The organism is Sphingorhabdus contaminans (genome assembly GCF_007280415.1).
GTDB lineage: Bacteria > Pseudomonadota > Alphaproteobacteria > Sphingomonadales > Sphingomonadaceae > Sphingorhabdus_B > Sphingorhabdus_B contaminans.
The window spans coordinates 1,276,079-1,297,651 of record NZ_VKKU01000002.1 but is presented as its reverse complement, the minus strand read 5'-3'; the positions used below and the strand labels follow the sequence as shown (position 1 = coordinate 1,297,651).

24 protein-coding genes are annotated in these 21,573 nt (G+C 56.8%); 15 read left to right on the top strand and 9 right to left on the bottom strand.

Translation table 11 applies throughout. The annotated features are described in order from the left end of the window. Positions 1 to 40 precede the first annotated feature (40 nt). Both FOM92_RS14515 and FOM92_RS14510 read left to right on the top strand, forming a co-directional pair. A complete protein-coding gene (locus tag FOM92_RS14515) occupies positions 41 to 706 on the top strand; it encodes an EI24 domain-containing protein (RefSeq protein ID WP_143777524.1) in 666 nt (221 codons plus the stop codon). After that, the gene (locus FOM92_RS14510; RefSeq protein ID WP_246087319.1) at positions 703 to 1,086 is read left to right on the top strand and encodes a hypothetical protein; all 384 of its coding nucleotides are present in this window, start codon (positions 703 to 705) and stop codon (positions 1,084 to 1,086) included. Before FOM92_RS14515 ends, FOM92_RS14510 begins: the two co-directional genes overlap by 4 nt. Here the strand turns inward: FOM92_RS14510 and queG are convergent. Beyond that, positions 1,083 to 2,240 carry a tRNA epoxyqueuosine(34) reductase QueG gene (gene queG, locus FOM92_RS14505; protein WP_246087318.1) on the bottom strand — a complete coding sequence of 386 codons (1,158 nt, stop codon included), beginning with the start codon at positions 2,238 to 2,240 and terminating at the stop codon, positions 1,083 to 1,085. The genes FOM92_RS14510 and queG overlap by 4 nt on opposite strands. A 48-nt stretch (positions 2,241 to 2,288) precedes the next feature. On the opposite strand from queG, the gene FOM92_RS14500 reads away from it, so the two are divergent. From FOM92_RS14500 to msrB, 4 genes are all read left to right on the top strand, one after another. Then, on the top strand, positions 2,289 to 3,221 hold the full coding sequence (locus tag FOM92_RS14500; protein ID WP_143777523.1) for an ABC transporter ATP-binding protein: 933 nt from the start codon (positions 2,289 to 2,291) through the stop codon (positions 3,219 to 3,221). Continuing rightward, a complete protein-coding gene (locus FOM92_RS14495; RefSeq protein ID WP_143777522.1) occupies positions 3,218 to 4,444 on the top strand; it encodes an ABC transporter permease in 1,227 nt (408 codons plus the stop codon). Before FOM92_RS14500 ends, FOM92_RS14495 begins: the two co-directional genes overlap by 4 nt. Positions 4,445 to 4,535: 91 nt before the next feature. Beyond that, positions 4,536 to 5,816, top strand: coding sequence for a cytochrome P450 (locus FOM92_RS14490; protein WP_143777521.1), 1,281 nt, complete (start codon positions 4,536 to 4,538; stop codon positions 5,814 to 5,816). A gap of 62 nt (positions 5,817 to 5,878) precedes the next feature. Next, entirely contained in the window at positions 5,879 to 6,361 is a 483-nt protein-coding gene (gene msrB, locus FOM92_RS14485; RefSeq protein ID WP_143777520.1) for a peptide-methionine (R)-S-oxide reductase MsrB, read from the top strand. A gap of 3 nt (positions 6,362 to 6,364) precedes the next feature. Here the strand turns inward: msrB and FOM92_RS14480 are convergent, their stop codons facing one another. Continuing rightward, positions 6,365 to 7,003, bottom strand: a complete 639-nt coding sequence (locus FOM92_RS14480) for an ankyrin repeat domain-containing protein (RefSeq protein ID WP_246087317.1) — start codon at positions 7,001 to 7,003, stop codon at positions 6,365 to 6,367. Positions 7,004 to 7,076: 73 nt separating this feature from the next. Between FOM92_RS14480 and FOM92_RS14475 the strand changes: the two genes are divergently transcribed. Genes FOM92_RS14475 through FOM92_RS14460 form a run of 4 tightly spaced genes read left to right on the top strand, consistent with a single transcriptional unit; the run spans position 7,077 to position 9,044 of the window. Continuing rightward, complete coding sequence (locus FOM92_RS14475; RefSeq protein ID WP_246087316.1) at positions 7,077 to 7,712, top strand: SCO family protein; 636 nt, start codon at positions 7,077 to 7,079, stop codon at positions 7,710 to 7,712. Between the two features lie 7 nt (positions 7,713 to 7,719). After that, positions 7,720 to 8,154, top strand: coding sequence for a YcgN family cysteine cluster protein (locus tag FOM92_RS14470; protein ID WP_143777518.1), 435 nt, complete (start codon positions 7,720 to 7,722; stop codon positions 8,152 to 8,154). Next, positions 8,123 to 8,845, top strand: coding sequence for a M48 family metallopeptidase (locus tag FOM92_RS14465; RefSeq protein ID WP_170226902.1), 723 nt, complete (start codon positions 8,123 to 8,125; stop codon positions 8,843 to 8,845). The genes FOM92_RS14470 and FOM92_RS14465 overlap by 32 nt, the downstream gene beginning before the upstream one ends. Positions 8,846 to 8,855: 10 nt before the next feature. Then, positions 8,856 to 9,044: a DUF1272 domain-containing protein gene (locus FOM92_RS14460; RefSeq protein ID WP_143777516.1), complete on the top strand. Its 189-nt coding sequence runs from the start codon at positions 8,856 to 8,858 to the stop codon at positions 9,042 to 9,044. Positions 9,045 to 9,074: 30 nt separating this feature from the next. On the opposite strand, the gene FOM92_RS14455 is transcribed toward FOM92_RS14460, so the two are convergent. Further along, positions 9,075 to 9,923: a hypothetical protein gene (locus FOM92_RS14455; protein WP_143777515.1), complete on the bottom strand. Its 849-nt coding sequence runs from the start codon at positions 9,921 to 9,923 to the stop codon at positions 9,075 to 9,077. Between the two features lie 74 nt (positions 9,924 to 9,997). Beyond that, the gene (gene purD, locus FOM92_RS14450) at positions 9,998 to 11,269 is read right to left on the bottom strand and encodes a phosphoribosylamine--glycine ligase (RefSeq protein WP_143777514.1); all 1,272 of its coding nucleotides are present in this window, start codon (positions 11,267 to 11,269) and stop codon (positions 9,998 to 10,000) included. Here purD and xseA point away from each other — a divergent pair. From xseA to FOM92_RS14435, 3 genes are read left to right on the top strand one after another with little or no spacing between them, the layout of a single operon-like run. Then, entirely contained in the window at positions 11,268 to 12,680 is a 1,413-nt protein-coding gene (xseA, locus tag FOM92_RS14445) for an exodeoxyribonuclease VII large subunit (protein WP_143777513.1), read from the top strand. The genes purD and xseA overlap by 2 nt on opposite strands. 44 nt (positions 12,681 to 12,724) lie before the next feature. Beyond that, the gene (locus FOM92_RS14440; protein WP_143777512.1) at positions 12,725 to 12,928 is read left to right on the top strand and encodes a DUF2093 domain-containing protein; all 204 of its coding nucleotides are present in this window, start codon (positions 12,725 to 12,727) and stop codon (positions 12,926 to 12,928) included. Positions 12,929 to 12,935: 7 nt separating this feature from the next. Then, complete coding sequence (locus FOM92_RS14435; protein WP_143777511.1) at positions 12,936 to 13,865, top strand: peptidoglycan DD-metalloendopeptidase family protein; 930 nt, start codon at positions 12,936 to 12,938, stop codon at positions 13,863 to 13,865. Positions 13,866 to 13,906: 41 nt separating this feature from the next. On the opposite strand, the gene FOM92_RS14430 is transcribed toward FOM92_RS14435, so the two are convergent. The 5 genes from FOM92_RS14430 to FOM92_RS14410 all read right to left on the bottom strand — a co-directional run bounded on the left by FOM92_RS14430 (position 13,907) and on the right by FOM92_RS14410 (position 19,211). Continuing rightward, positions 13,907 to 14,425, bottom strand: coding sequence for a GNAT family N-acetyltransferase (locus FOM92_RS14430; RefSeq protein WP_143777510.1), 519 nt, complete (start codon positions 14,423 to 14,425; stop codon positions 13,907 to 13,909). Between the two features lie 34 nt (positions 14,426 to 14,459). Beyond that, positions 14,460 to 14,993 (bottom strand): hypothetical protein, encoded by a 534-nt coding sequence (locus tag FOM92_RS14425; protein WP_143777509.1) that lies wholly within the window; start codon positions 14,991 to 14,993, stop codon positions 14,460 to 14,462. Between the two features lie 77 nt (positions 14,994 to 15,070). Beyond that, positions 15,071 to 17,317 (bottom strand): putative bifunctional diguanylate cyclase/phosphodiesterase, encoded by a 2,247-nt coding sequence (locus FOM92_RS14420; protein ID WP_143777508.1) that lies wholly within the window; start codon positions 17,315 to 17,317, stop codon positions 15,071 to 15,073. A gap of 83 nt (positions 17,318 to 17,400) precedes the next feature. Continuing rightward, complete coding sequence (locus tag FOM92_RS14415) at positions 17,401 to 18,378, bottom strand: HupE/UreJ family protein (protein WP_143777507.1); 978 nt, start codon at positions 18,376 to 18,378, stop codon at positions 17,401 to 17,403. Beyond that, positions 18,375 to 19,211 carry a peptidyl-prolyl cis-trans isomerase gene (locus FOM92_RS14410; protein ID WP_143777506.1) on the bottom strand — a complete coding sequence of 279 codons (837 nt, stop codon included), beginning with the start codon at positions 19,209 to 19,211 and terminating at the stop codon, positions 18,375 to 18,377. The genes FOM92_RS14415 and FOM92_RS14410 overlap by 4 nt, the downstream gene beginning before the upstream one ends. Before the next feature lie 117 nt (positions 19,212 to 19,328). Here FOM92_RS14410 and FOM92_RS14405 point away from each other — a divergent pair, with 117 nt between their 5' ends. Together FOM92_RS14405 and FOM92_RS14400 are read left to right on the top strand one after the other, a co-directional pair. Then, positions 19,329 to 21,275: a TIR domain-containing protein gene (locus tag FOM92_RS14405; protein WP_170226901.1), complete on the top strand. Its 1,947-nt coding sequence runs from the start codon at positions 19,329 to 19,331 to the stop codon at positions 21,273 to 21,275. Between the two features lie 28 nt (positions 21,276 to 21,303). Further along, complete coding sequence (locus FOM92_RS14400) at positions 21,304 to 21,570, top strand: hypothetical protein (RefSeq protein WP_143777504.1); 267 nt, start codon at positions 21,304 to 21,306, stop codon at positions 21,568 to 21,570. Positions 21,571 to 21,573 lie beyond the last annotated feature (3 nt).

The following is a 21,573-nucleotide window of genomic DNA, read 5'->3' as shown; positions in this document are numbered from 1 at the left end:
TGGGATTGGACATTTGGAGCAAGCGCTTTAGAGTGCATCCATGATCCAAGCACTTATATTGTCGTTCCAAAGCCTCACGGACCGACGCGTCGCTCTGCTCCTGGTCAAGGTCATCACCCTTACCCTTGCTGCCTTTGTCCTGATCGGTATCGGCCTCTGGTTTGGGCTGGATGCCTTTTTCGATTGGCTGCAACTGGCCGATGACGGAACCTGGTCGGCGTTGCTGTCTGCGGCATTATCCTTGTTAGCCGCGGTGTTGCTGTTCCGGGTCGTCGCCGTTGCGATGACCTGGATCTTTGCCGACGACATCATCGATGCCGTCGAAGACCGCCACTATCCGCACCATGCCGACACAGGCAAGCGCCCCGGACTTGCGACGGGCGTGAAGATGGCGATCCGTTCGGTTATCCGGGTCATTGCCTATAATCTTCTGGCACTTCCGGTTTATGTGGTGCTGCTTTTTACCGGCATCGGTACGGCCATCGCTTTCCTGCTTGTCAACGCACTGCTGCTGGGTCGCGATCTCGAAGATATGCTGATTGCCCGCCACGGTCAGGATCACGGTTCCATCCGCAAACTACCCCGCCTGCTTTTGGGACTATTGGGAACTGCGGGGATGCTGGTGCCGGTCCTCAACCTTTTTGTGCCTGTTCTGGCAACCGCCATGGCCGTTCATATGGTGCATTCGGGAGTCGCGAAACTGTGAAACTTGTCCTCCCTGTTCTGATGAGCATTGCGGTCGCCGGCTGTGCGTCCGCACCGGCACCGGCACCTCGCCCGCAAACACCTGCCGAACGCCCGGCTTCGGCTTTCCCCGGTCGCCCCGTCCTTGAAAAGAAAGGACTGGAAGCAGTGATGGGTAAAGACATAGCGACTTTAAAACGCCTGTTTGGCGAACCCCGCCTCGATGTCATCGAAGTCTACGGCCGCAAGATGCAGTTTAGCGGCAAAGCCTGCGTGCTTGATGCCTTTCTATATCCCGACGGAAAAGGCGGCAGCGAAATAGTCACGCATATTGATGCCCGCCGAAGTGACGGCGCCGAAGTAGACCGCGCCGCCTGTGTCGAGGCGCTGAGCCGTCGTTAGGCGAGCAGTGCAGGAACGGAGCCTTCGTCTGGGGCAAAGTCCCATTCTGCCCGGACATCGGGACTCATCTCTAACGGCGCATGGCGGATTTTCATGTCCTCAAACTCGGTGGGTGCCAGCCGCCCCAATGCCCAGATCGCGCTTCCCCGAACCCCGTCGTCTGGATCATTCACCAATGGGATGATTTGAGGCAGCAACATTGTGTCCCCGCTATTCCCCGCTGCGATCAGGACGTTGCGCACAAATCGGTTGCGGCCAATCCGTTTGATTGGCGAGCCTGAAAACAACGCCCTGAATGCCGTGTCATCTAATGTCAGCAGATCCGACAAGCGTGGCGCAACCAATTCGGCACGCGGCAAAAAAGCCTTATGCGCAGCCGCCGAGCTCGCAAACTTGTTCCACGGACAAACCGCCAGACAATCATCGCACCCATAGATGTGATTGCCCATTAAAGGACGCAGCGTCCGATCAACCGGCCCCTTATGTTCGATGGTCAGATAGGAAATGCACCGACGCGCATCGACTTTATAGGGAGCGGGAAAGGCGTTGGTCGGGCAAATATCCTGACAGGCACGGCACGAACCACATCTGTCCGTCCCTGCTTTATCGGGCTCAAGTTGCGCCGTCGTGTAAATCGCGCCCAAAAACAACCAGCTTCCATGATCGCGGCTGACCACATTGCTATGCTTGCCTTGCCAGCCAAGACCGGCGGCTTCGGCCAGTGCCTTTTCCATGACGGGAGCGGTGTCTACGAAAACCTTGACCCCCACATCCGCCTCATGCGCCAGCCAGCCGGCAACACGTTTCAGTGCCCCTTTGACTAAATCATGATAGTCGCGGCCTTGAGCATAGACGGAAATGCGCGCGCGGTCGCCGCAGTCCGCCAGCGCCATTGGGTCGGCCGCGGGGGCGTAGCTCATGCCCAGCATGATAACCGACTTCACATCCGGCCAGAGGATATCCGGGTTTGCGCGTTGGTCCGCGCGGTTTTCCATCCACAGCATTTCACCATGGCAACCATCGTCCAGCCACTGCCTCAGCCGCGCACCTGCCGCCGGCGCCAAATGGCCGGGCGCAATGCCGATGGCGACAAATCCTTCGCTAGCCGCCTTGGCTTTCAGCGCGTTAACCAAATTTGTCTTGTGTCTTTTCACACGCCAACCCTATTCAGCACCTCAATATCATCCGGGGCGCGTTACAGAATGTATGCAATCGAGGCACAGGGACTTGTCAAGCAATTCGACGGATTTCGGGCAGTCGACGGCGTAAACCTGAAAGTACCTGTAGGCAGCATTTTCGGCATATTGGGACCAAATGGTGCCGGGAAAACGACAATGTTGCGTACCTTGCTGGGTATCATCGATCCCGATGAAGGCGTGCGCACTTTGCTCGGGTCGGACCGACCCATCACGCAGTCGCGCAATGTCGGCTATCTGCCCGAAGAACGTGGCCTGTATCAATCGATGCGTGCCGTCGATACGATCGCGTTCATGGGCGCACTGCGTGGCCTTTCGCTGAAGGAAGGTAAAGAAAAAGGCCGGGCGTTGCTGGAAGAAGCTGGCCTGGGCTACGCCGCTGATCGCCAAATCCGGCAGCTTTCCAAGGGCATGGCGCAAACCGTGCAGCTGATGGGCACCATCGTCCATGATCCGAAACTGATCGTGCTGGACGAACCTTTTTCAGGCCTGGACGCACTCAATCAGGCAAAGCTTGAAAAAATGATCCGGGCTCAGGCGGCAAAGGGTGTGACGGTCATTTTTTCGACCCATGTGATCGCGCATGCCGAACGCCTTTGCGAACGCATCGCCATCATTGCAAAGGGCAAGATAAGCTTTGACGGGTTGGTGTCCGAAGCCCGTGACAGGTTGCGCCCGCAGGTACACCTTGAAACCGAAACGCTGGATGGCGTGTGGCGCAAGGCGCTGCCCGCCGACACGCGTGCGGAGGGGCATTGGTGGCATTTCACTCTCCCCGAAAGCGGTGTGGAGCCGCTTTTGACCGCATTGGTAGAGGGCAAGGCGGGCATCAAATCCCTGTCGATCGAACGCCCCGGTCTTCACGATGCCTTTGTTGCGATTGCGGGTGAATCGGTGGCCGCCGAAATGGATGAACCTGTAGCTGGAGAGATATTGTGAAGGAGATTTTCCGCGCAGCCCTGGTCATCGCCCGCCGCGACTTCACGGCGATCATCTATTCCAAGGCCTTCATCTTCTTTCTGCTTGGCCCGTTTTTCCCGGTCCTGGTCGGCATCGCTGCGGGAAATCTAGGCGGGCAAATCGCACGTGAAGCCGCGCAGCCTGTCGTCGGACTAGCCATGGTCCAGCCGGACTCCGAAAAAATGATGAAGGCCCGCGAGACCCTCGCCGTCAACATGGGGGAAAGTTATTTCACCCAGATGAAAATTGTCGGTGATCCGGCCCGCGACGGGAACAAGGATCCGCAAGATTATCTGAAAAAGAAGGAAGATAATCTGAGTGTTGTTGTAACCGGTAGCCTCGAAGATCCCACAGTTACCGGAACCAAAAGGGCTGTTGAACGAGAGAGCGCGGCCATTGAGTTGCTCGCAGCTTATGCCCGAAACCCGGCAGCAATGAAGTTACCCGAAGCCAAAGCCGATTTCGTGGCGGAGACGGCCAATAATGACAAGCAATTGCGCACCGTCACGGCACAGGGCGGCCAAATCCTGGTCTTTTTCCTGACGATGTTGCTGGCAGGAATGGTCTTGTCGAACCTCGTCGAAGAGAAATCGAACAAGATTATCGAAATACTGGCCGCCTCCATTCCCATGGAATCGGTCTTTCTGGGCAAGCTGTTTGCCATGCTGGGCATGGCATTGCTTGGCATATTTGTCTGGACCGCGGTCGGCGGCATTGGTCTTCAGGTGGCGCAGGGGATTCCCAACTTCCCGACGCCGGCGGTAGGCTGGCCGATTTTCATCACCTTGTGCTTTACCTATTTCATCATGGCTTATCTGATGCTGGGGGCGCTTTTCCTTGGTATCGGCGCGATGGCCGCGACCGTTCGCGAGGTACAGACAATTTCGATGCCCGTGACGATGGCGCAACTCATAAACTTCTTCTTTGCCTCTTATGCTTTGACGAAGACGGGCCAGCCGGTTGAACAATTTGCCGCAATTTTTCCGTTCAGCTCGCCCTTTGCAATGATCGGCCGAGCCGCGCTTGAGCCAAATCTGTGGCATCATGCCGTGGCTATTATCGGCCAGATCCTGTTTGCCATTCTTCTGCTGCGCCTTGGGGTCGTGCTGTTCAAACGCAACGTTATGAAATCGGGGAATGCCGGTCGGATCAAGGATGCAGGCAAGCGCAAATTGTTCGGGTTGATCACCGTCCGCGGTTGAATTGTTTAAAATTCGAGATCAGTTGCTTATCGAAACGGGATTGACATATTTGTAAGTAGTGGCAGTTTCAGCGTCGAGAGGAGTTACCCCAATGGCCACTGCCCCCATTTTCGAATCCGATTCGCTTCCTTGGGAAGTCAACAAGGCGCCGCATGAATGGGATGTCACCCGTCCGGAAATCTACACCGAAGATCGTTGGCATCCAATATTCAAGGAAATGCGGGACAAAGCTCCGATTAACAAGATCGAAGGGTCCGATTTCGGCAGCTATTGGAATGTGACCACTTTGAAGGCAATCCAGCATGTGGAGGCCTTGCCGGACATATATTCGTCTTCGTTTGAACATGGCGGAATCACGCTGATTGACGACGATGCGCTGGATGAGCCTATCCCGGACGATCAAAAGATTGTTATGCCCATGTTCATTGCAATGGACCGGCCGAAACATACCGAGGAACGCCGTGTAATCGCCCCTGCCTTTACGCCGGGAGCCATGGAGCAAATGTCCGGTGACATACGCCGTCGCACCGGTGAACTGCTCGACTCGCTTCCTTTGGGCAAGGCCTTTGACTGGGTTGACCTGGTGTCGATCGAACTCACGACACAAATGCTTGCCCTGCTGTTCGACTTCCCGTGGGAAGACCGCCGCAAGCTTACCGAATGGTCGGATTGGGCAGGCGACGTGGAACTGTTCCGTACAGAAGAAACCCGCAAAGCCCGACTGGAAAAAATGTTCGAAATGGGCGCCTATTTCCAGCGCCTGTGGGACGAACGCAAAGATCGGGGCGAAGCGCCGGACCTTATCAGCCGTATGATCCATTCGCCGATGAAGGACATGACGACCTTCGAATATATGGGCAATCTGATCCTGCTGATCGTCGGCGGAAATGATACGACCCGTAATTCCATGTCGGGCTATGCTTATGGTCTGCACAGCTTCCAGGACGAACGGGAAAAGCTGGAAAAGAATCCCGAATTCATCCCCAATGCCGTCAGCGAAATCATCCGCTGGCAGACACCGCTCGCCCACATGCGGCGTACGGCATTGCGTGACCATGACCTTTTCGGCGCGCCAATCAAGGCCGGGGACAAGATCGGTATGTGGTATCTGTCCGCAAACCGTGACGAAAGCGTGTTCCACAACCCGGACAAGTTGATCGTCGACCGTGAAAATGCACGCCGACATCTTGCCTTTGGCTATGGCATCCACCGTTGCGTGGGTGCGCGTCTCGCCGAACTGCAGATCCGCATCCTGCTCGAAGAAATGGCTGCACGACGCCTGCGTCCCAATGTGGTGGCCGAGCCTGAACGCGTGTCAGGGTGCTTCGTGCATGGCTACCGCAAGATGATGGTGGAGCTTTCCAAATATTGAGATGAAACCTTTTGGCAGCATCATGCGTATTTAGGTCTGTCACCAGATAAAGGATATTCGTCATGAAGCTGAGCAAGCGTCAATTTTTCTCCTTGGGCAGCATAGGTGTTGCCGCGTTCATGTTCGGATGCGGCAAGGACGCAACCGCCAAGGCCCGCTTTGCTGTCACACTGACCGATGCGGAATGGCGGAAAAAGCTGTCGCCCGCAGCGTACCGCGTGCTGCGTCAGGAGGACACAGAAACGCCCTTCACAAGTCCGTTGAATAAGGAAAAGCGCAAAGGAACATTTGTATGCGCCGGATGCAACCAGCGCCTTTTTTCCTCAAACACCAAATATGACAGCGGCACCGGCTGGCCAAGTTTCTGGCAGCCGCTGGCGGGCGGGATCGGCACAAAGACCGACTACAAGATCGGCCTGCCACGCACAGAGGTGCATTGCGCCCGATGCGGCGGGCATTTGGGTCATGTATTCAACGACGGACCAAAGCCGACGGGCAAACGCTACTGCATGAATGGCGTGGCGATGAAGTTCATCCCCGGATAAATTTTATTTGCTGTCGCCAATACCCGAAAAGTCGAGCTCTGCCGGCTTTTTCGGAGCGTCCGTCTTTCCATGATTTTCAATAATCGAAACGATGGCGGTCGCGCGTCCATCCTGTTTGGCATAGTCGCGGGCCGAATAACCAGCCCGGCTATCCTTCTTGTCGGGATTGGCACCGGCTTTTAGCAAGGCGCGCACCGCTTCGGCATTCCGCAACTGAACCGCCAAGATCAGCGCGGTCTCTCCCGAACGGTTGGTCTGATCCACCTGCACCTTTTTCTTCACCAACCAGTCGATACCTTCGACATAATTGAGTTGGGTCGCAAGCATCAGGGGCGTCGTACCCTTCTTATCCGCCAGGTTGGGATTGGCGCCTTTTTGAAGCAAATATCCAAGCCATGTTGAATCGCGACGGGTGATGACAATGTGCAACGCGGTTTCGCCGCTGGTGCTGTCACGCGTGTTGACGATCACGGTTCCGGGTTCCGACAGGAATTTCTCCGCCTCTTCGCCTTTGCGTTCGCGGACAGCCTTCAGAAAGTTGTAGCTGTCCGAAAACTGGGCTTGGGCTGGCGGAGCCACGACGCCGGACGCCAGCGGAAACAGTGATGCCGCCAAAATAGCCAAAAACATTTTCTTGTTCACGAAAAACCGCCCCATAATTTACTGCCCAAAATACTTGATATCCGTGCATTAGCAGACCATGTCTGGCCCCGCTATGAACAAAAATCACCGTCTCGCGCTATCGGTCGCACTTTCGTCCCTCCTGCTTGTCACGAGCGCTTGTAATCAAGGGCCAACCCAGCCCTCGCTGGCGGATGCACCATTGGCGGGTGCGGCGATTGGCGGCGATTTCACCCTGACCGACCAGAACGGCAAAAAGCGGACGTGGAAGGAATTCGACGGCCAGTATCGTATCGTCTATTTCGGCTATACCAATTGCCCCGACATCTGCACGCCAGACATGCAAAATTTGATGGCCGGCCTGAAAGCCTTTGAAAAGTCCAAACCCGAACTGGCCGCCAAGATCCAGCCATTGTTCATTACCGTCGATCCCAAGCGCGACACAGCAGAGGTGCTCAAGCAATTTGTAGGCGCGTTTCATTCCCGGGCGCTGGGCCTGACAGGTACCGATGCTGAAATAGCCGATGCCGCCAAAAAATTCGCGATTTATTCGAGCCGCGTTGAAGGATCTTCGCCCGAGAATTACCTGATGAGCCATAGCCAGACCCCCTATTTGATGGGGCCCGACGGCAAACCAATTGCGATCCTGCCAGCCGATCAGCCGAAGACAGATGCGAATGAAGGCGCGCCAAAATTGGTTGAAGCCGAACTTGAAAAGTGGGTTCGCTGACCCTGCGATGGCTGAAACACCCTTCTGGGAAGCGCCGATCGATACGCTGAACCGCGCGCAATGGGAAGCACTGTGCGATGGATGCGGCAAATGCTGCCTGAACAAGGTTGAGGATGAGGATACCGGTCGTATCTATCCCACCAATGTCGCTTGCAAATTGCTGGATCTGCACACATGCCGCTGTGCCGATTATCGCCACCGTAAAGCCATTGTACCCGAATGCCTTCGGCTGACACCACGCAAGATTGACGAATATGTCTGGTTGCCGTCCACATGCGCCTATGTGTTGCGCGCGGCAGGACAGCCGCTGCCCGAATGGCACTATCTCGTAAGCGGAAGTCCGGAAACGATTCATCAGGCTGGCATGTCCGTCAAAGGTCGGGCAATATCCGAACTGCATGCTGGACCGCTTGAAAACCATATTATCGAACAGCCTCTCTGACCCGGAGGTAGATATCGAGGGCGAGAAGGTTCCGGTACGGATCCGGCGCAACCCGCGCGCACGCCGCATTTCCATGCGCGCCGATGCGGTAAAGCGGGAAATTCGGATCACCATGCCCCATTATACGCCAACCACTGTCGCGCTCGATTTTGTGTCCAAGAAGCGTGAATGGATCGCGGCACGCTTGCAAAGTGCGCCGGATGCAGCACCCATACGCCCCGGCGGGGAAATCGCGGTCGAGGGCGAAAGCCATGTGATTGAATGGCGCGAAGAATGGCCGCGCTCAGTCCGGCGCAGCGAAGGGGTGATACGGCTTGGTGGGCCTGAAACCTCGGTTGAAGGGCGCATTCTACGCTGGCTCAAGACAGAGGCGCGCCAGATATATGAACGGGAGATCCGGCACTATTGTGAAAAGGCAGGCGAGCCGGTTCCACGGCTATCGCTAGGCGATCCCCGCAGCCGTTGGGGCAGTTGCTCCAGCAGGGGCACGATATCGCTCAGCTGGCGCCTGATCATGGCGCCTGTATATGTCCGGCGCTCAGTGATCGCGCACGAGGTCGCGCATATGCGGCATATGGACCATAGCCCGGCTTTCTACGCCTGGCTGGATGAGCTATATGAAGGTGAGCGCAAAACCGCAGATCGCTGGCTGAAAATGCACGGAACCGGTTTGCAACGGGTCGGACGATAAGGAGGGTATCATGCTGGAAATGCGTGACACATGTGAACGCTGTGCAACACCGCTACCATGGGAAAGCGATGATGCACGCATCTGCAGCTATGAATGCACATTCTGCGCGCCCTGTGTGGATGGTCCGCTCGGCGGACGATGCCCCAATTGTGGCGGGGTATTGCAACCGCGACCTACGCGCGTCCGCAAGACGGCTTGACCTCTCCCGCAACCCGGGAGGGGTTCCTAATCAGCCTTTGGCGATCTCGCTGCCGAGGGCGCCATATTTCTTTTCAAAACCGGCGACATCGCCTGCGACCAGAAGCGACGCCTGATCAACCCAATTGTCGCGGGTAATCCGGCCAGCGAAAGTACCAAGCTTGCTGTCCAGTTCCGCCACATCGGCAGGCGTCATCTTCGCAACCTGGGCAAAGCTGGTGACACCAAGCGATTTAAGCAGCGTGTTCAATTTGGGACCAACGCCCTTGAGTAATTCCAGATTGTCCGGAATGGCAGGCTTCGCAGCCGTCTTTGGTTTGGCTTCTGCTTTCGGCTTCGGTGCCGCCTTTGCTTTTGCTGGAGAAGCCTTAGGTGCTGCTGCCGCTGCCTTGGCCGGAGTCTTGGGCGCAGGAGCTGTCGCAGCCTTTTTGGTTGCCGCCTTTGCCTTGGGTGCTGGGTCAGCTTTTGTCTTTGCCAGTGCTTTAGAAGGCGCTTTAGCCGCCGGTTTTGGTGCAGCCGCTTTCGCTGTGACCGCTTTTTCTGCCTTTGCCTTAGGTGCAGCGGGCTTGGGCGCGGCGGCTTTTTTTGCTGCCGGTTTGGCAGGGGCAGCCTTGGTCGCGGCGGCCTTTAACGGTGCCTGAGCCTTCGCCGGCGCGGTCTTTGACGCAGGCGCCGGATCATCCATCAATTTGGCAGGTTCGGCCGCTTTAGGTGCAGCAGGAGGAGGGGCTGCTGCAACCGGAGGTGCCGGAACAGCCTTGGGCGCTGCAGTATCTTTTTCTATGGATCCTTTTTTGACCGAACCTAATGCGAGCAGCCACCACATTAATGCTGTGAATATGATAATGGCGCTTACGATAATCAACAAAGATGCTGTCATGATTTTCTCCCCGAAACGGCCCTCAATTCAACGCGGCAGGTTAAGCAAATTTTCGAAGAAAGCAAAAGCGCAAATCAAATGCCTGACTCGCGCTCCACTTCCCGCCAGCCAATGTCTCGGCGGTAGAAACCGGTTGGAAAATCAATTGTCTCAATTGCGGCATAGGCATTGCGCTGTGCTTCGGTCACATTGCTGCCCATTGCCGTCACGTTGAGCACCCGGCCGCCGTTGGCAATAAGCATGCCATCTTTTTCCGCAGTGCCTGCATGGAAGACCTTGGCCTGGGTGACATAGTCGATTGAGATTGCCCCTCCCTTTTTCGGAGTGCCGGGATATCCTTGGGCCGCCATGACAACCGTCAATGCCGTGCCGGACGAGAAGCTGGGCAAGTCCGCAGACGAAAGGTTACCGGTTGCAACGGCAAGCATCAGGGTAACCAGATCGCCCTGGAAACGGCTCATCAGAACCTGGCATTCGGGGTCACCAAATCGGGCATTATACTCTATTAGCTTTGGCCCTTCATCGGTCAGCATCAATCCGGCGAACAATACGCCCGAATAAGGCATTCCCTGATCCGCCATATAGGCAACGGTAGGCCGGATGATTTTCTCCATCACCTCGTCCTGCAGAGCAGGTGTCAGCACGGATGCGGGGGAATACGCCCCCATGCCACCGGTATTTGGACCGGTGTCCCCATCGCCTACCCGCTTATGGTCCTGCGCCGAACCGAAAGCGACAACATCATGGCCATCGGTCAGGGCAAAGAAACTTGCTTCTTCACCGGTCATAAATTCTTCCAACACGACCGCTGCTCCGGCATCTCCAAAGCCACCGCCGAACATATCCTCTATCGCTGCCTCGGCCTCGCCTCGGCTTTCGGCAATGATCACGCCCTTTCCGGCGGCCAGCCCGTCCGCTTTGATCACATAGGGCGGTTTAAACTCATCAAGTCCTGCCAATGCAGCGGCCTTGTTGTCATGCCGCCGATAGCCCGCCGTCGGGATGTTGGCGGCGGCGCACATATCTTTGGTGAAACCTTTGGAACCTTCGAGCTGCGCGGCCTGCCGGTTCGGTCCGAATACGGGAATGCCGGCTTCGCGCAGAGAGTCACCCAATCCATCAACCAGGGGAGCCTCGGGTCCCACCACCACCAATCCGATATCATATCCCGCGCAAAAGGAGATCACGGCAGCATGGTCGGCGACATTAAGATCCAACAGCTCTGCTTCCTCAGCTATCCCGGGGTTGCCGGGCGCGGCGTAGAGTGTATCACAGGAAGGTGAATGTGCGAGCTTCCACGCGAGCGCATGTTCACGTCCGCCTGAACCGATGAGCAAGATATTCATGTCCGACAACGCCCCTTTTAATGACCCCAACGGCCCAACTGCGCGCCTGTTAGCCGAGGAGCGCGCCGGCGACAATGCCCAGGCCATGAGCGTGTCCGAATTGTCATCCGCGCTCAAGCGGACGGTCGAGGACCGCTTCGGACATGTTCGCGTCCGCGGGGAGATTTCCGGTTTCAAGCGCGCAGCGTCCGGGCATATCTATTTCAGCCTGAAGGATGAAAATGCCCGCCTTGATGCGGTGATGTGGAAAGGCGGTGCAGCACGCCTGCCCTTTGCCCCCGAAGACGGCCTGGAAGTCATCGCCACCGGCAAACTGACCACCTACGCGGGCCGGTCCAATTACCAGATTGTCGTCGAAAGCCTCGAAGTCGCCGGTGAAGGCGCAATGATGCTGCTGTTCGAAAAGCTGAAGGCACGTCTTGCCGCCGAAGGTCTTTTTGCACCCCAGAAAAAAGTCCCCATTCCTTCACTGCCCCGCACTATTGGTGTCGTTACATCCCCAACGGGCGCGGTAATTCGCGACATTCTTCACCGCCTTGCGGACCGCTTTCCTAGCCATGTCCTGGTCTGGCCAGTGCTCGTCCAAGGTGAAGGTGCCGCCGCCCAGATTGCCCGTGCCGTCAACGGATTTTCAGCCATGGAAGCCGGTGGACCTGTACCGCGGCCCGATCTCGTCATCGTTGCGCGTGGTGGTGGGTCGATTGAAGATTTATGGGCGTTCAATGAAGAGGTTGTTGTACGCGCGGTCGCGGGCTGCACCATTCCGATCATTTCAGCCGTGGGACATGAAACCGACACGACCTTATGCGATTTTGCCGCGGATGTCCGTGCACCGACACCAACCGCCGCAGCCGAAATGGCCGTACCGGTACGTAGCGAATTGCTGCAGCGCGTCGGGCAGGCCGCATTGCGGATGTCAGGCGCAGTCCGTCGTCATGTCGACCGGGCGACGGAGAGGTTGGAGGCGCAGCGCCGCCTTATGCCGAAACTGACCGACCTGTCCGCCCCGCACCAGCAACGGACCGACGAATTGGCCGAACGGCTGCGCCAGTCGCTCCGCACGCGTGTAGGAAAGGCTGAACTAGCTTTTTCCGGTCCAGCCCAGATGCTGCACCCCCGCCTGTTGGCGCGCCGAGTGGATCAGGGACAGCAAAGGCTGGATGCGCTCGCACGGCTGGCAGGCAGTTTACATCCCGAAGCTCCGTTGAAACGCGGCTTTGCCCGGGTCACTGACGCGCATGGCAAAACTATTATCAGCCGCGAGGCCGCGTTGCTGGCCGGTGATGTCGGCCTGCGCTTTGCCGATGGAGAGGTCGGAGCCACGATACATGGTGCGGCAAATCCGCCCAGGCCCGCCACTCCCAAAGCGCCGCGTCCCGCACCAAATCAGGGCAATTTGTTTGAAGGCTAAAGGCCATCATTGCCCATTCATGCGCATTGCGCCATAATGGAAGGATGTTGATGTTGAGCAAAAATAAAGTCGCACGCCTCCATTATATGGCAAATGGATTCCGTCTGTTGAGTCCGGGGGACCATGTACTGTGCGCGGTCACTGGGCAGGCCATCCCGTTGGAAGAATTACGCTATTGGAGTGTGATCAAGCAGGAACCCTACGCCAGTGCGGAAATTTCGACACGGGCGGCGCTCGGAAAAGGATAAATCTCCGATGCGCGGACGCGGCTCGGTTATTGCGGTGGCTTTCGCGGCTCTCGCTACATGCACGGCCACACCGCCACAAGCATCCACCCCTGCGCGTAATGCACCGGTCACGGTCGGGCCAACTCCCGCGCAGGCTGCACCGACACATTCCGTGAGCATTCCGGTGGAAAGCCAACGCCCCGACTTCTGGTTTTCCGCACCTGCAGTCCAAGGAGGCCTCGTGACAGCCCGGGCACCGAGCGGTACCCGTGCGGTCTTGTTCAACGGCACCGAACTTCCCTTAACGGCCGAAGGCTTCTTCCTGATCGGTTTTGATCGCGATGCTGAAAATAGCGCCAGTCTGGTCGCTCTGTTTTCTGACGGGCAGCGTATGGAGCATTATCTTTCTGTTGCACCGGGTAACTGGAAGATCGAACATGTCGCTGCCAACCCGACCGGCGGCGCCAAAACGACCGAGGAATTTCAGGCGAGGCGCGGACCGGAACTGGCCCGGATCAATGCCGCGCGCGCTTTACGGGTAAACAGTGATGGATGGCGGCAGAATTTCATCCGCCCGGTGACAGGACGAATCTCCGGACTGTTCGGTGCGCAGCGCATCTATAATGGCACGCCCGGCAGTTACCATAGCGGCATGGATATAGCCGCACCTTCAGGCACTCCCTTCGTCGCGCCAGCCGACGGCGTAGTCACGCTCGCTGCGGTTGATGAGGCTTTCACATTGGAAGGGCATTTGCTGATGATAGACCACGGCATGGGCCTCAACAGCGCCTTCCTGCACTGCTCCGAGCTTTTGGTGCGCGAAGGTGATGTAGTGAAGCAAGGGCAGATTATCGGAAAAGTCGGTGCGACCGGTCGTGCCAGCGGTCCGCATCTGCATTGGGGCATGAAATGGAACAGCGCCCGGATTGACCCAAGACTGGTGATTCCGGCGATTTAGCCGCCGCCATGCCGAACCAAGTGCAGCCCGTTCCCTTCTGATTATGAGCGTGGCAACCGGAAGATATCCCGCGCCAGTCCGTCCGGAAATGTTTCGCGCATGAATATGCTGCCGCCTAGTTTCTCGACCAGTTTCCGCGCAGCGATGTTGTCATCATTCATATGGGTTTCCACCATATCCCAGCCAAGCCTGTCATAGCCGAAGGAAATTGCGGCGCGGGAGGCTTCGAGAGCATATCCATGCCGGCGGGCGGCAGGGATAATCCACCAAGTGAGTTCTGACCGGGGATAGCCTTCTGGCCACCAAAGGCCGCAGCCTCCGACCATGCGTCCTGTGGCCTTTTCAACAATGGACCAGCGGCCATAGCCGCGTAACGCCCAATGACCGAGGTCGGTGGCCAGCACGCGCCATGCCCGGTCGGCGTCCAAAGGACCGCCATAGAAATGCGAAGCTTCTGCATCGGCAAAAAAATCGCGGTACACAGGATAGTCTTCGCCTATGGGTGCCCGCAGTTCGAGACGCGCGGTATTCAGCGTAGGTATAGATACCAAATCGGTCATTTCCGCATAGGCCGCGCAGGTATGGAAAACTTGCCTAGTTCACGCGCCGCATGCGGATGGCACGCTGTCCATTGATATTCGCGAAATAGCTGCCCATGGCCGCTTCGCGAATCTTGATCTCCATACCGCGTTCCGGATTTTTGCGCATAACCTGCGAATCGATCTGCACCCAGCGTGCACCATCATCGAGAAGGATCGTCCATTTGCCAGGGCTGGCCTGATAAGCAGAATCGATCTTGGCAACCAGCTCAAACTTCTCGTCCTCCTTGCCGTCATTGCCGAAAATCTTCAGCTTGGGGATGGAAAAGCCAAATAGGCCGCGCCGCGCTTCTTTCATCGATTCCTTATCGGCAAGGACAAGTTCGTCCTTCTTTTCCGCCTCGTCCATCGCGGCAACTTTCGCATCGTAGCAAGACAAGCGCTCGGTGGGGTCGGCAATGGTCCGGCAGTTGACCAATTCTTCGAAGATAGGGGGACGCGCCTCGGTCAGTTTGTCATCCTTGGCCACAGTGGGCGATGCCACCAAAGCCAACGCAATAATGAAACCGATTTGCCTGATTTTCCGCATCCTGTTCCCTCTCGTAAAGACAGAGAATGGTTCTACCCCTCAATCGCGCCACTTCGCAAGCGGGGAATAGAGGAAACTCAGCCAGCCTTCCAGTCACTCACCGTACTGAACACCGGCAAGGATTTGGGGCGGGTTTCGGCTTCGGTAGACTGATAATATCCAGGCGGGAGATTGCTGATGGGCATGCCGGCTGCGGCAAGCATATAGGGGGAAATCCTGCGGCTGGTGCATAAGCCGCCATTGCCATCGTTTACCAGACGCTCTTCAAAAGCCAGACCTTGCTGATGCCCCATGGATCGAACCACGGTCGAAACGGCGAGTTGTCCATCCCCGAAATCGAGAACAAATTTGGTCCCTTCCGGCACGTCCAAAATACCTTCGATCAGCGCCCCCGAAACGGACAGATTGCGCAAGACGACATTGTAACAATGGTTTTCGTGGATCGCGCCGATTTTCCGATACATCGACAGGCGATCGCCACGTGTTACCGCGGGGCCAGAAGGAACAATCGACCATTCTCCTGCCCGCAGCCTTTCCAGCAGAACTTCGTTGCTAACCGCCTGACTATACACAAATCCTTGCACATGGCTGACGTTGAGATCGCGGATCATGGCCAATTGGTCGAGGGATTCAATACCCTCTGCCGTCGTATCCATATCCAGCGCGTCGGCGAGGGCCACGATGGCGGCGATGATCGCCCCGTCACGGCTGCCGGGTTCGGTCGCGGTGCGAACGAAACTCTGGTCAATCTTTATCTTATCAAAGGGCGCTGTCCGCAAATAGCCGAGCGAAGAATATCCGGTTCCAAAGTCATCGAGCGCGAGGCGGACGCCTATCTTCTTTAACGCCTGAAACATGGCGTCGGTGTCGGAACTTTCCTGCAGGAATACGCCTTCTGTGATTTCAAGCTCCAGCCTGTCGGGTGAAAGTCCGGAAGTCGTCAGTGCGCCTTCGATAAGCTTTGGAAGCATGTCGTTGGCAAACTGGATGGGGGAGACATTTACCGCAACGCGTAGTTTCCCGGGCCAGGTTGCGGCTTGCTCACATGCCTTTTGCAAGGCCCATTCGCCGAGTTGGCCAATAAGATTGGTTTCCTCGGCAATCGGAATGAACAGGGCTGGCGATATATCGCCGCGTTCAGGATGGTTCCACCGGATCAACGCTTCAAAACCGGTAACCACATTGGTTTTGGCATCTACGACGGGCTGGTAGGCAAGCCAGATCTGGTTGTTTTCAAGCGCGTCGCGCAGATCTTCTTCAAGAACACGCCGATCTTCGGCTGCCTGCAAAAGTTCGCTCGAATAGAAACGGAACCGCCCCCGACCGCCACCCTTTGCGGCATAAAGGGCAAGGTCTGCGTTGCGGATCAATTCTTCGCTGCTCTGTCCGTCGAACGGACTGACAGCAATGCCGACCGACGCACCGATGATGCATCGGCTACCATCTACCGAATAGGGTTGAGAAAGGCTCTTAATGATCTTTTCCGCCATGTCACCGAGGGCCCCGCGGTCATCGACGTCCTGCAAGATGATCTGGAATTCGTCACCACCCAGACGACCGATCTTCTCGCGGTCGCCAACAACCTTTATCAGTCTTTCCGCTACCTGTTTCAACAAGGCATCACCTGCCGGATGGCCAAGCGTGTCATTGACATGCTTGAACCGGTCAAGGTCGATCAACATCACCGAGCAGGCGCGTCGTTGCTGCTTAAACGCGGAAAGTGTCGTTTCAAGCAACTTGCCCATTCGGAAACGGTTCAGCAATCCGGTCAGGGAATCATAGGTTGCAAGACGCGAATTGTCCTTGGCACTGATACGCTGTGCGGTGATGTCTGTCCCGCTTCCGCGATAACCGCCAAATTGGTCCGGGCCATAGAAATAGGGGCGGCCGGATACAGACCACCAGATTTCATCTTCACCGGGCTTGGCGGCCTGCAGGGGAAGATCGTCGAACTTGGACTGTTTGCGCAGAATGAACGGCAGAGTGCGTTGGTGCCCGGCAGCATCATCAGCTTGCTGGAAAAGACTGGTAAAAGGAGTTCCGATCAGTTCGTCCCTGGTCAGGCCAAGCAGTTCGCAGACCGATTCAGTCAGATAGGTGATGCGGCCTTCGGCATCGGTCGACCAGAACCAGCCACGCCCGCTTTCTTCATAATTTTGCAAGAGCAACAGCGCATCTTTTGAAGAGCCGGCAATGGCATTGATTGCAAGTTGCGCGGGCTTCGCCACCGAGCGTGCAGCAATTTTCCCGAACAAGCGTGACGATCCTTCAGACGGCGCGTCTGAAGGCTTTCCACCACCCCACGAAAATTTTCCTGCCGCCATTTTACAAAATGCCTAACTGATCCAGTCAGAGCAGCTATCAGAAAGCCCTTTCGGAATGGTAAATATTCCCTTGTTTCCGTCGCTTAAGAAAAGGTGCGTTCGATGAACCAATAGCTGGCTGTGATACCGATGGCATAGGTCGCAACCTTTACCACGGGAGGGAGCAGGGCCTCGGAAATGCGTCGCAAAATGGTCAGCAAAAGCATGGTCAGTGCAACGATCATGATCTGACCGACCTCCACCCCGATATTGAAGGTAAACAAAGCGACGGAGATATCCTGCTCCGGAAGGCCGATTTCCTTCAGCGCCCCGGCAAAGCCAAAACCATGCAAAAGACCAAATCCGAAAGCGACGACCCATGGGACGCGTTCGGAGAGGCGTATTTTACCCGGCTTACGCTTTATGATCTCAACAGCCAAAAAAAGGATGGACAGCGCGATGATGCTTTCAACAGGCTGTTGCGGTAGCCCGATCCAGCCCAAAGTCGTGCCGACCAGGGTCAGCGAATGGGCGACGGTGAAGGCTGTTACCGCCTTGGCAATGGTCCAGAAACCGGAAAGCAGGAGGACGAGCGAAACGACGAAGAGCAAATGGTCGTAGCCAAAAAGAATGTGGTCTATGCCGGTCAAAAAATAGGTCCGCGCAACCTGCCAGCCGCTTGCCTTTCCTTGGATCAGTACACGCGGTTCGGCAGGCGTCAGGCGCAGGGCCTGAACCGGGCGCCCGAGCGGGGCAACCCGCACCAGCACATCGGATTGCGCCGTTTCCATGCCGTCCAGTCCGATCCGCTGTCCGGCAACTTCCCTGCTGCACCGATAGGTGGTCCGCGTTGTCACCGCTGCATTAGCAATGTCGCGTTGGGCCTGGCCCGTCGGTTCGCACCCTTTGGGCAGATAGGGCGCTGTCGAAGGCGTAAAGCCGCCCTGCATCGGCACTTTCCAGACCAGCACCCACTGCGTTGCCGATTTCTGGGTGAATTCCATATAGCCGGGCCGCAATTCATCCGCCCGAGCAGGGGATCCGATAGCAAGAAGTATGAGCAGGCAAATCAGCCGGATCACGGCTTGGCAATCTTGATTGTATAGGCGTCGAGCAGAGACTGATAAGCCTCTTCCTCCCGCGCTTTGGCTCCGTTGACACGCCAGTCATTTTCCACGCGTTGCCGGACAGAGGCGAGCGTCGGTTTACCCGAAGCCGTCCTTGCACGCACGCGGACCAGATGCTCGCCAAAGCCTGAGTTGACCGGACCTGTCCATTCTCCCAAGGGGGCGGACGACAGGGCTTGCGCGAAGCTGTCGCCAAATTGCCGGGCAATGTCCGAGGCGGATGCACGTTCCAACGCCTGCGGTAGCGAAATTGTTTTACCCATGGCACGCCAGTCAGCACCCGATGCGATATTCCGCAAAATGGCGGCGCTGCCCTGCCCGTTCTCTCCCAGATAGATCTGGTCAAAATCATAGGTCATGTCGGTGGCAAAGCGCTCGGGATGCTGGTCCAGCCAGCGTTGCAGGGTCTGTTCATCGGCCTCAGCATTTTCAACCTGAGCCTTGGCGAGGAACTCCATCTTTGCGCGCAGGCGGCGGCGAATGACTGTATCATCCTCATCAAGACCCAGCCTCTTGGCTTCGCGATAATAGACCTCTTCCTTGATATAATCACGGATCAGGCCGTCGATTTCGGCAGGGGTTGGTGGTCGGCGCCATATCTGTTCCCAGCTGGCCGACAAGCGCGCCACTTTCTCCTCGGTGATGTGGATCGTACGGCTTTCCGCATCGACCCCTCCACCGCGCCAAAGCGACAGGAGGAAAACCAGAAAGCCGGCAATCAGGAAATGGACGAGAGGTTCGCGCAGCAAAGACCGCAGCGGCGATGTAGACTTTTCTGATCCTGTCATTTTATTTGCCTAAAGCGCCATTAAAACGGTTGCAAGCACGGATAAACAATGGGAGGAATAGGGCGATTTCGGGCTCGATATCTCGGGCTATGCTGCAACGGGGGGGCATGCACCGATTTGACTGAAAGCGTTCCGCCAACCGACGAATCCGATACGCGAAAGTCGACTGTTTTTTTCAGTTATTCGCGCGAAGACCAGGCACGCGCTATTCCGATTATCGGGCTGATCCAGGACGCCGGTTTTTCCACATGGTGGGACGGAATGCTCGAAGGTGGCGAGCGCTTTTCACGATCGACCGAAGAGGCACTCGACAGGGCCAAGGCAGTTGTCGTGCTCTGGTCGAAAACATCGGTCCAGTCGCATTGGGTTCATGACGAGGCCACCCGGGGCCGTGACCGCGGAATCCTTATCCCCTTGTCGCTCGATGGCACGGATCCGCCATTGGGGTTCGGCCAGTTCCAGGTCATAAACCTCGCAAAATCAAAAATGGACAGCTCGGATACCGAAATTCTGCGCATGCTGCGCGCCATTGCGGCATCGCATCGCGCCGTCCTGAATGTTCCGGCACCTCCGACCAAAACGGGTTTGACGTTCAACCGGCGCTGGGCGCTTGGCGGCGGGGTGGCTGCGGTGGCAGGTGCCGCCGGATTTGCGATTTGGAAAGCCGATCTGTTCGGCGGTTCATCGACCCGCAACAGCGTGGCCGTTTTGCCGTTCGACAATCTTAGTGGCGATCCCGAACAACGTTATTTCTCCGATGGCCTCGCTTCCGAAATCCGGTCCAATCTTTCGCGCAATGCGTTGTTGGAAATTGTCGGACAAACATCGTCCAACCAGTTTCGCGATCGTAAAGGCAATATCCAGTCCATCGCCCGGGAATTGAAGGTCTCATTCCTGCTGGATGGCAATGTGCAGCGCGTTGGCGACAAGGTTAAGATAGCGGTCGAGTTGACCGATGGCCGCAGCGGCACAAACAAATGGTCGAAAATATTTGAACGCCAGCTTTCGGATATCTTCGCCGTGCAAAGCGAAATCGCCAGTGCGGTTGCAGGTGCCCTGTCCGCCGCCATGGATGAAAGTTCAGCGGGTAAGAAAGCCTTGCAAGTCGGCGGTACCCGCAGCCTGACCGCGTTCGACGCCTATTTGCGCGGGCGCGAGCTGTTCGAATCCCATATCGATGAAGCGTCGGAACGGGCAGCACTGGCCAAGCTGGAGCAGGCAATTGCCATCGACCCCGATTATGCGGCTGCACGGGCCCTGCGATCGCGGACATTGGCCGTTATTGCCAACCAATATGCATCGGCGGTCGAGCGGAAGGCCCTATATGCCGATGCCGTAACCGAAGCGCAAAGGGCGGCCAAGGCAGCCCCGAATTTTGCGCCTGCCTATGCTGCACTGGGATATGCCCTGTTTTACGGCCGACTTGATGCGGCAGCCGCACGAAAGCCCTATGAGCAGGCATATACACTAGCGAAAAGCGATGTGGATGTCCTCAGCCGCTATGCCGTTTATTGTGCACGGACCGGAAGGTTTGTAGCCGCGGAAACGGCAATCAACCGAGCTGCGATACTCGATCCGCTCAATTCCACGATGTTCAAATCCGCAGGCAATATCAAATATGCGGCAAAGGCCTATCAGGAAGCGATCGGTTTCGGACGCAAGGCGCTGGCGCTCAACCCGCAACGCAGCACGTTGCACGGCGATATCGGCAACGCCTATCTGATGCTGGGCGATCTCGACAAGGCGCAAGCGGAATTTGCGCTGGAAACCAACACGCTGCTGGCGCTGGCGGGAAATGCGATCATTGCCCAAAAGAAGGGTGCGCGTGGCAGGGCTAAAGCCGCTTTGTCGGCATTGATCAGTGAACATGGCGACAATGCACTGTACCAGCAGGCGCAGATACTGGCGCAGTGGGGCGACAAGGAAGATGCCTTTGCCGCACTTGAAAAAGCCTATGATGTAGCCGATTCCGGACTGGTCTATTTGCTGAACGATCCGTTTCTCGATCCCTTGCGCGATGACCCACGGTATAAAGCCTTGCTAGGACAACTGAAATTCGTGTAAACTCCTGTTTCCTGAAGGGGGAAAGAACATGCGTAAAATCGTAACATTGTCTGCTGCTGCATTCTTGGTTCTGGGCGTTACCGCCTGCAACAAGCCCGAAGCCGAAAAAACATCGGAAGAGGTTGTCGCGGAAGAAACCGTCGTTGCCGAACCTGCTGTAGAAGATTCAGCGGCCAAGACCGAAGACGGCGCAACGGAAACCAAGCCCGCAGATCAGGGTTCAACCGATCAAGGCTCGACCGATCAGGGATCAACTGATCAGGGCTCGACCGACCAAGGTTCAACCGACCAATAAATT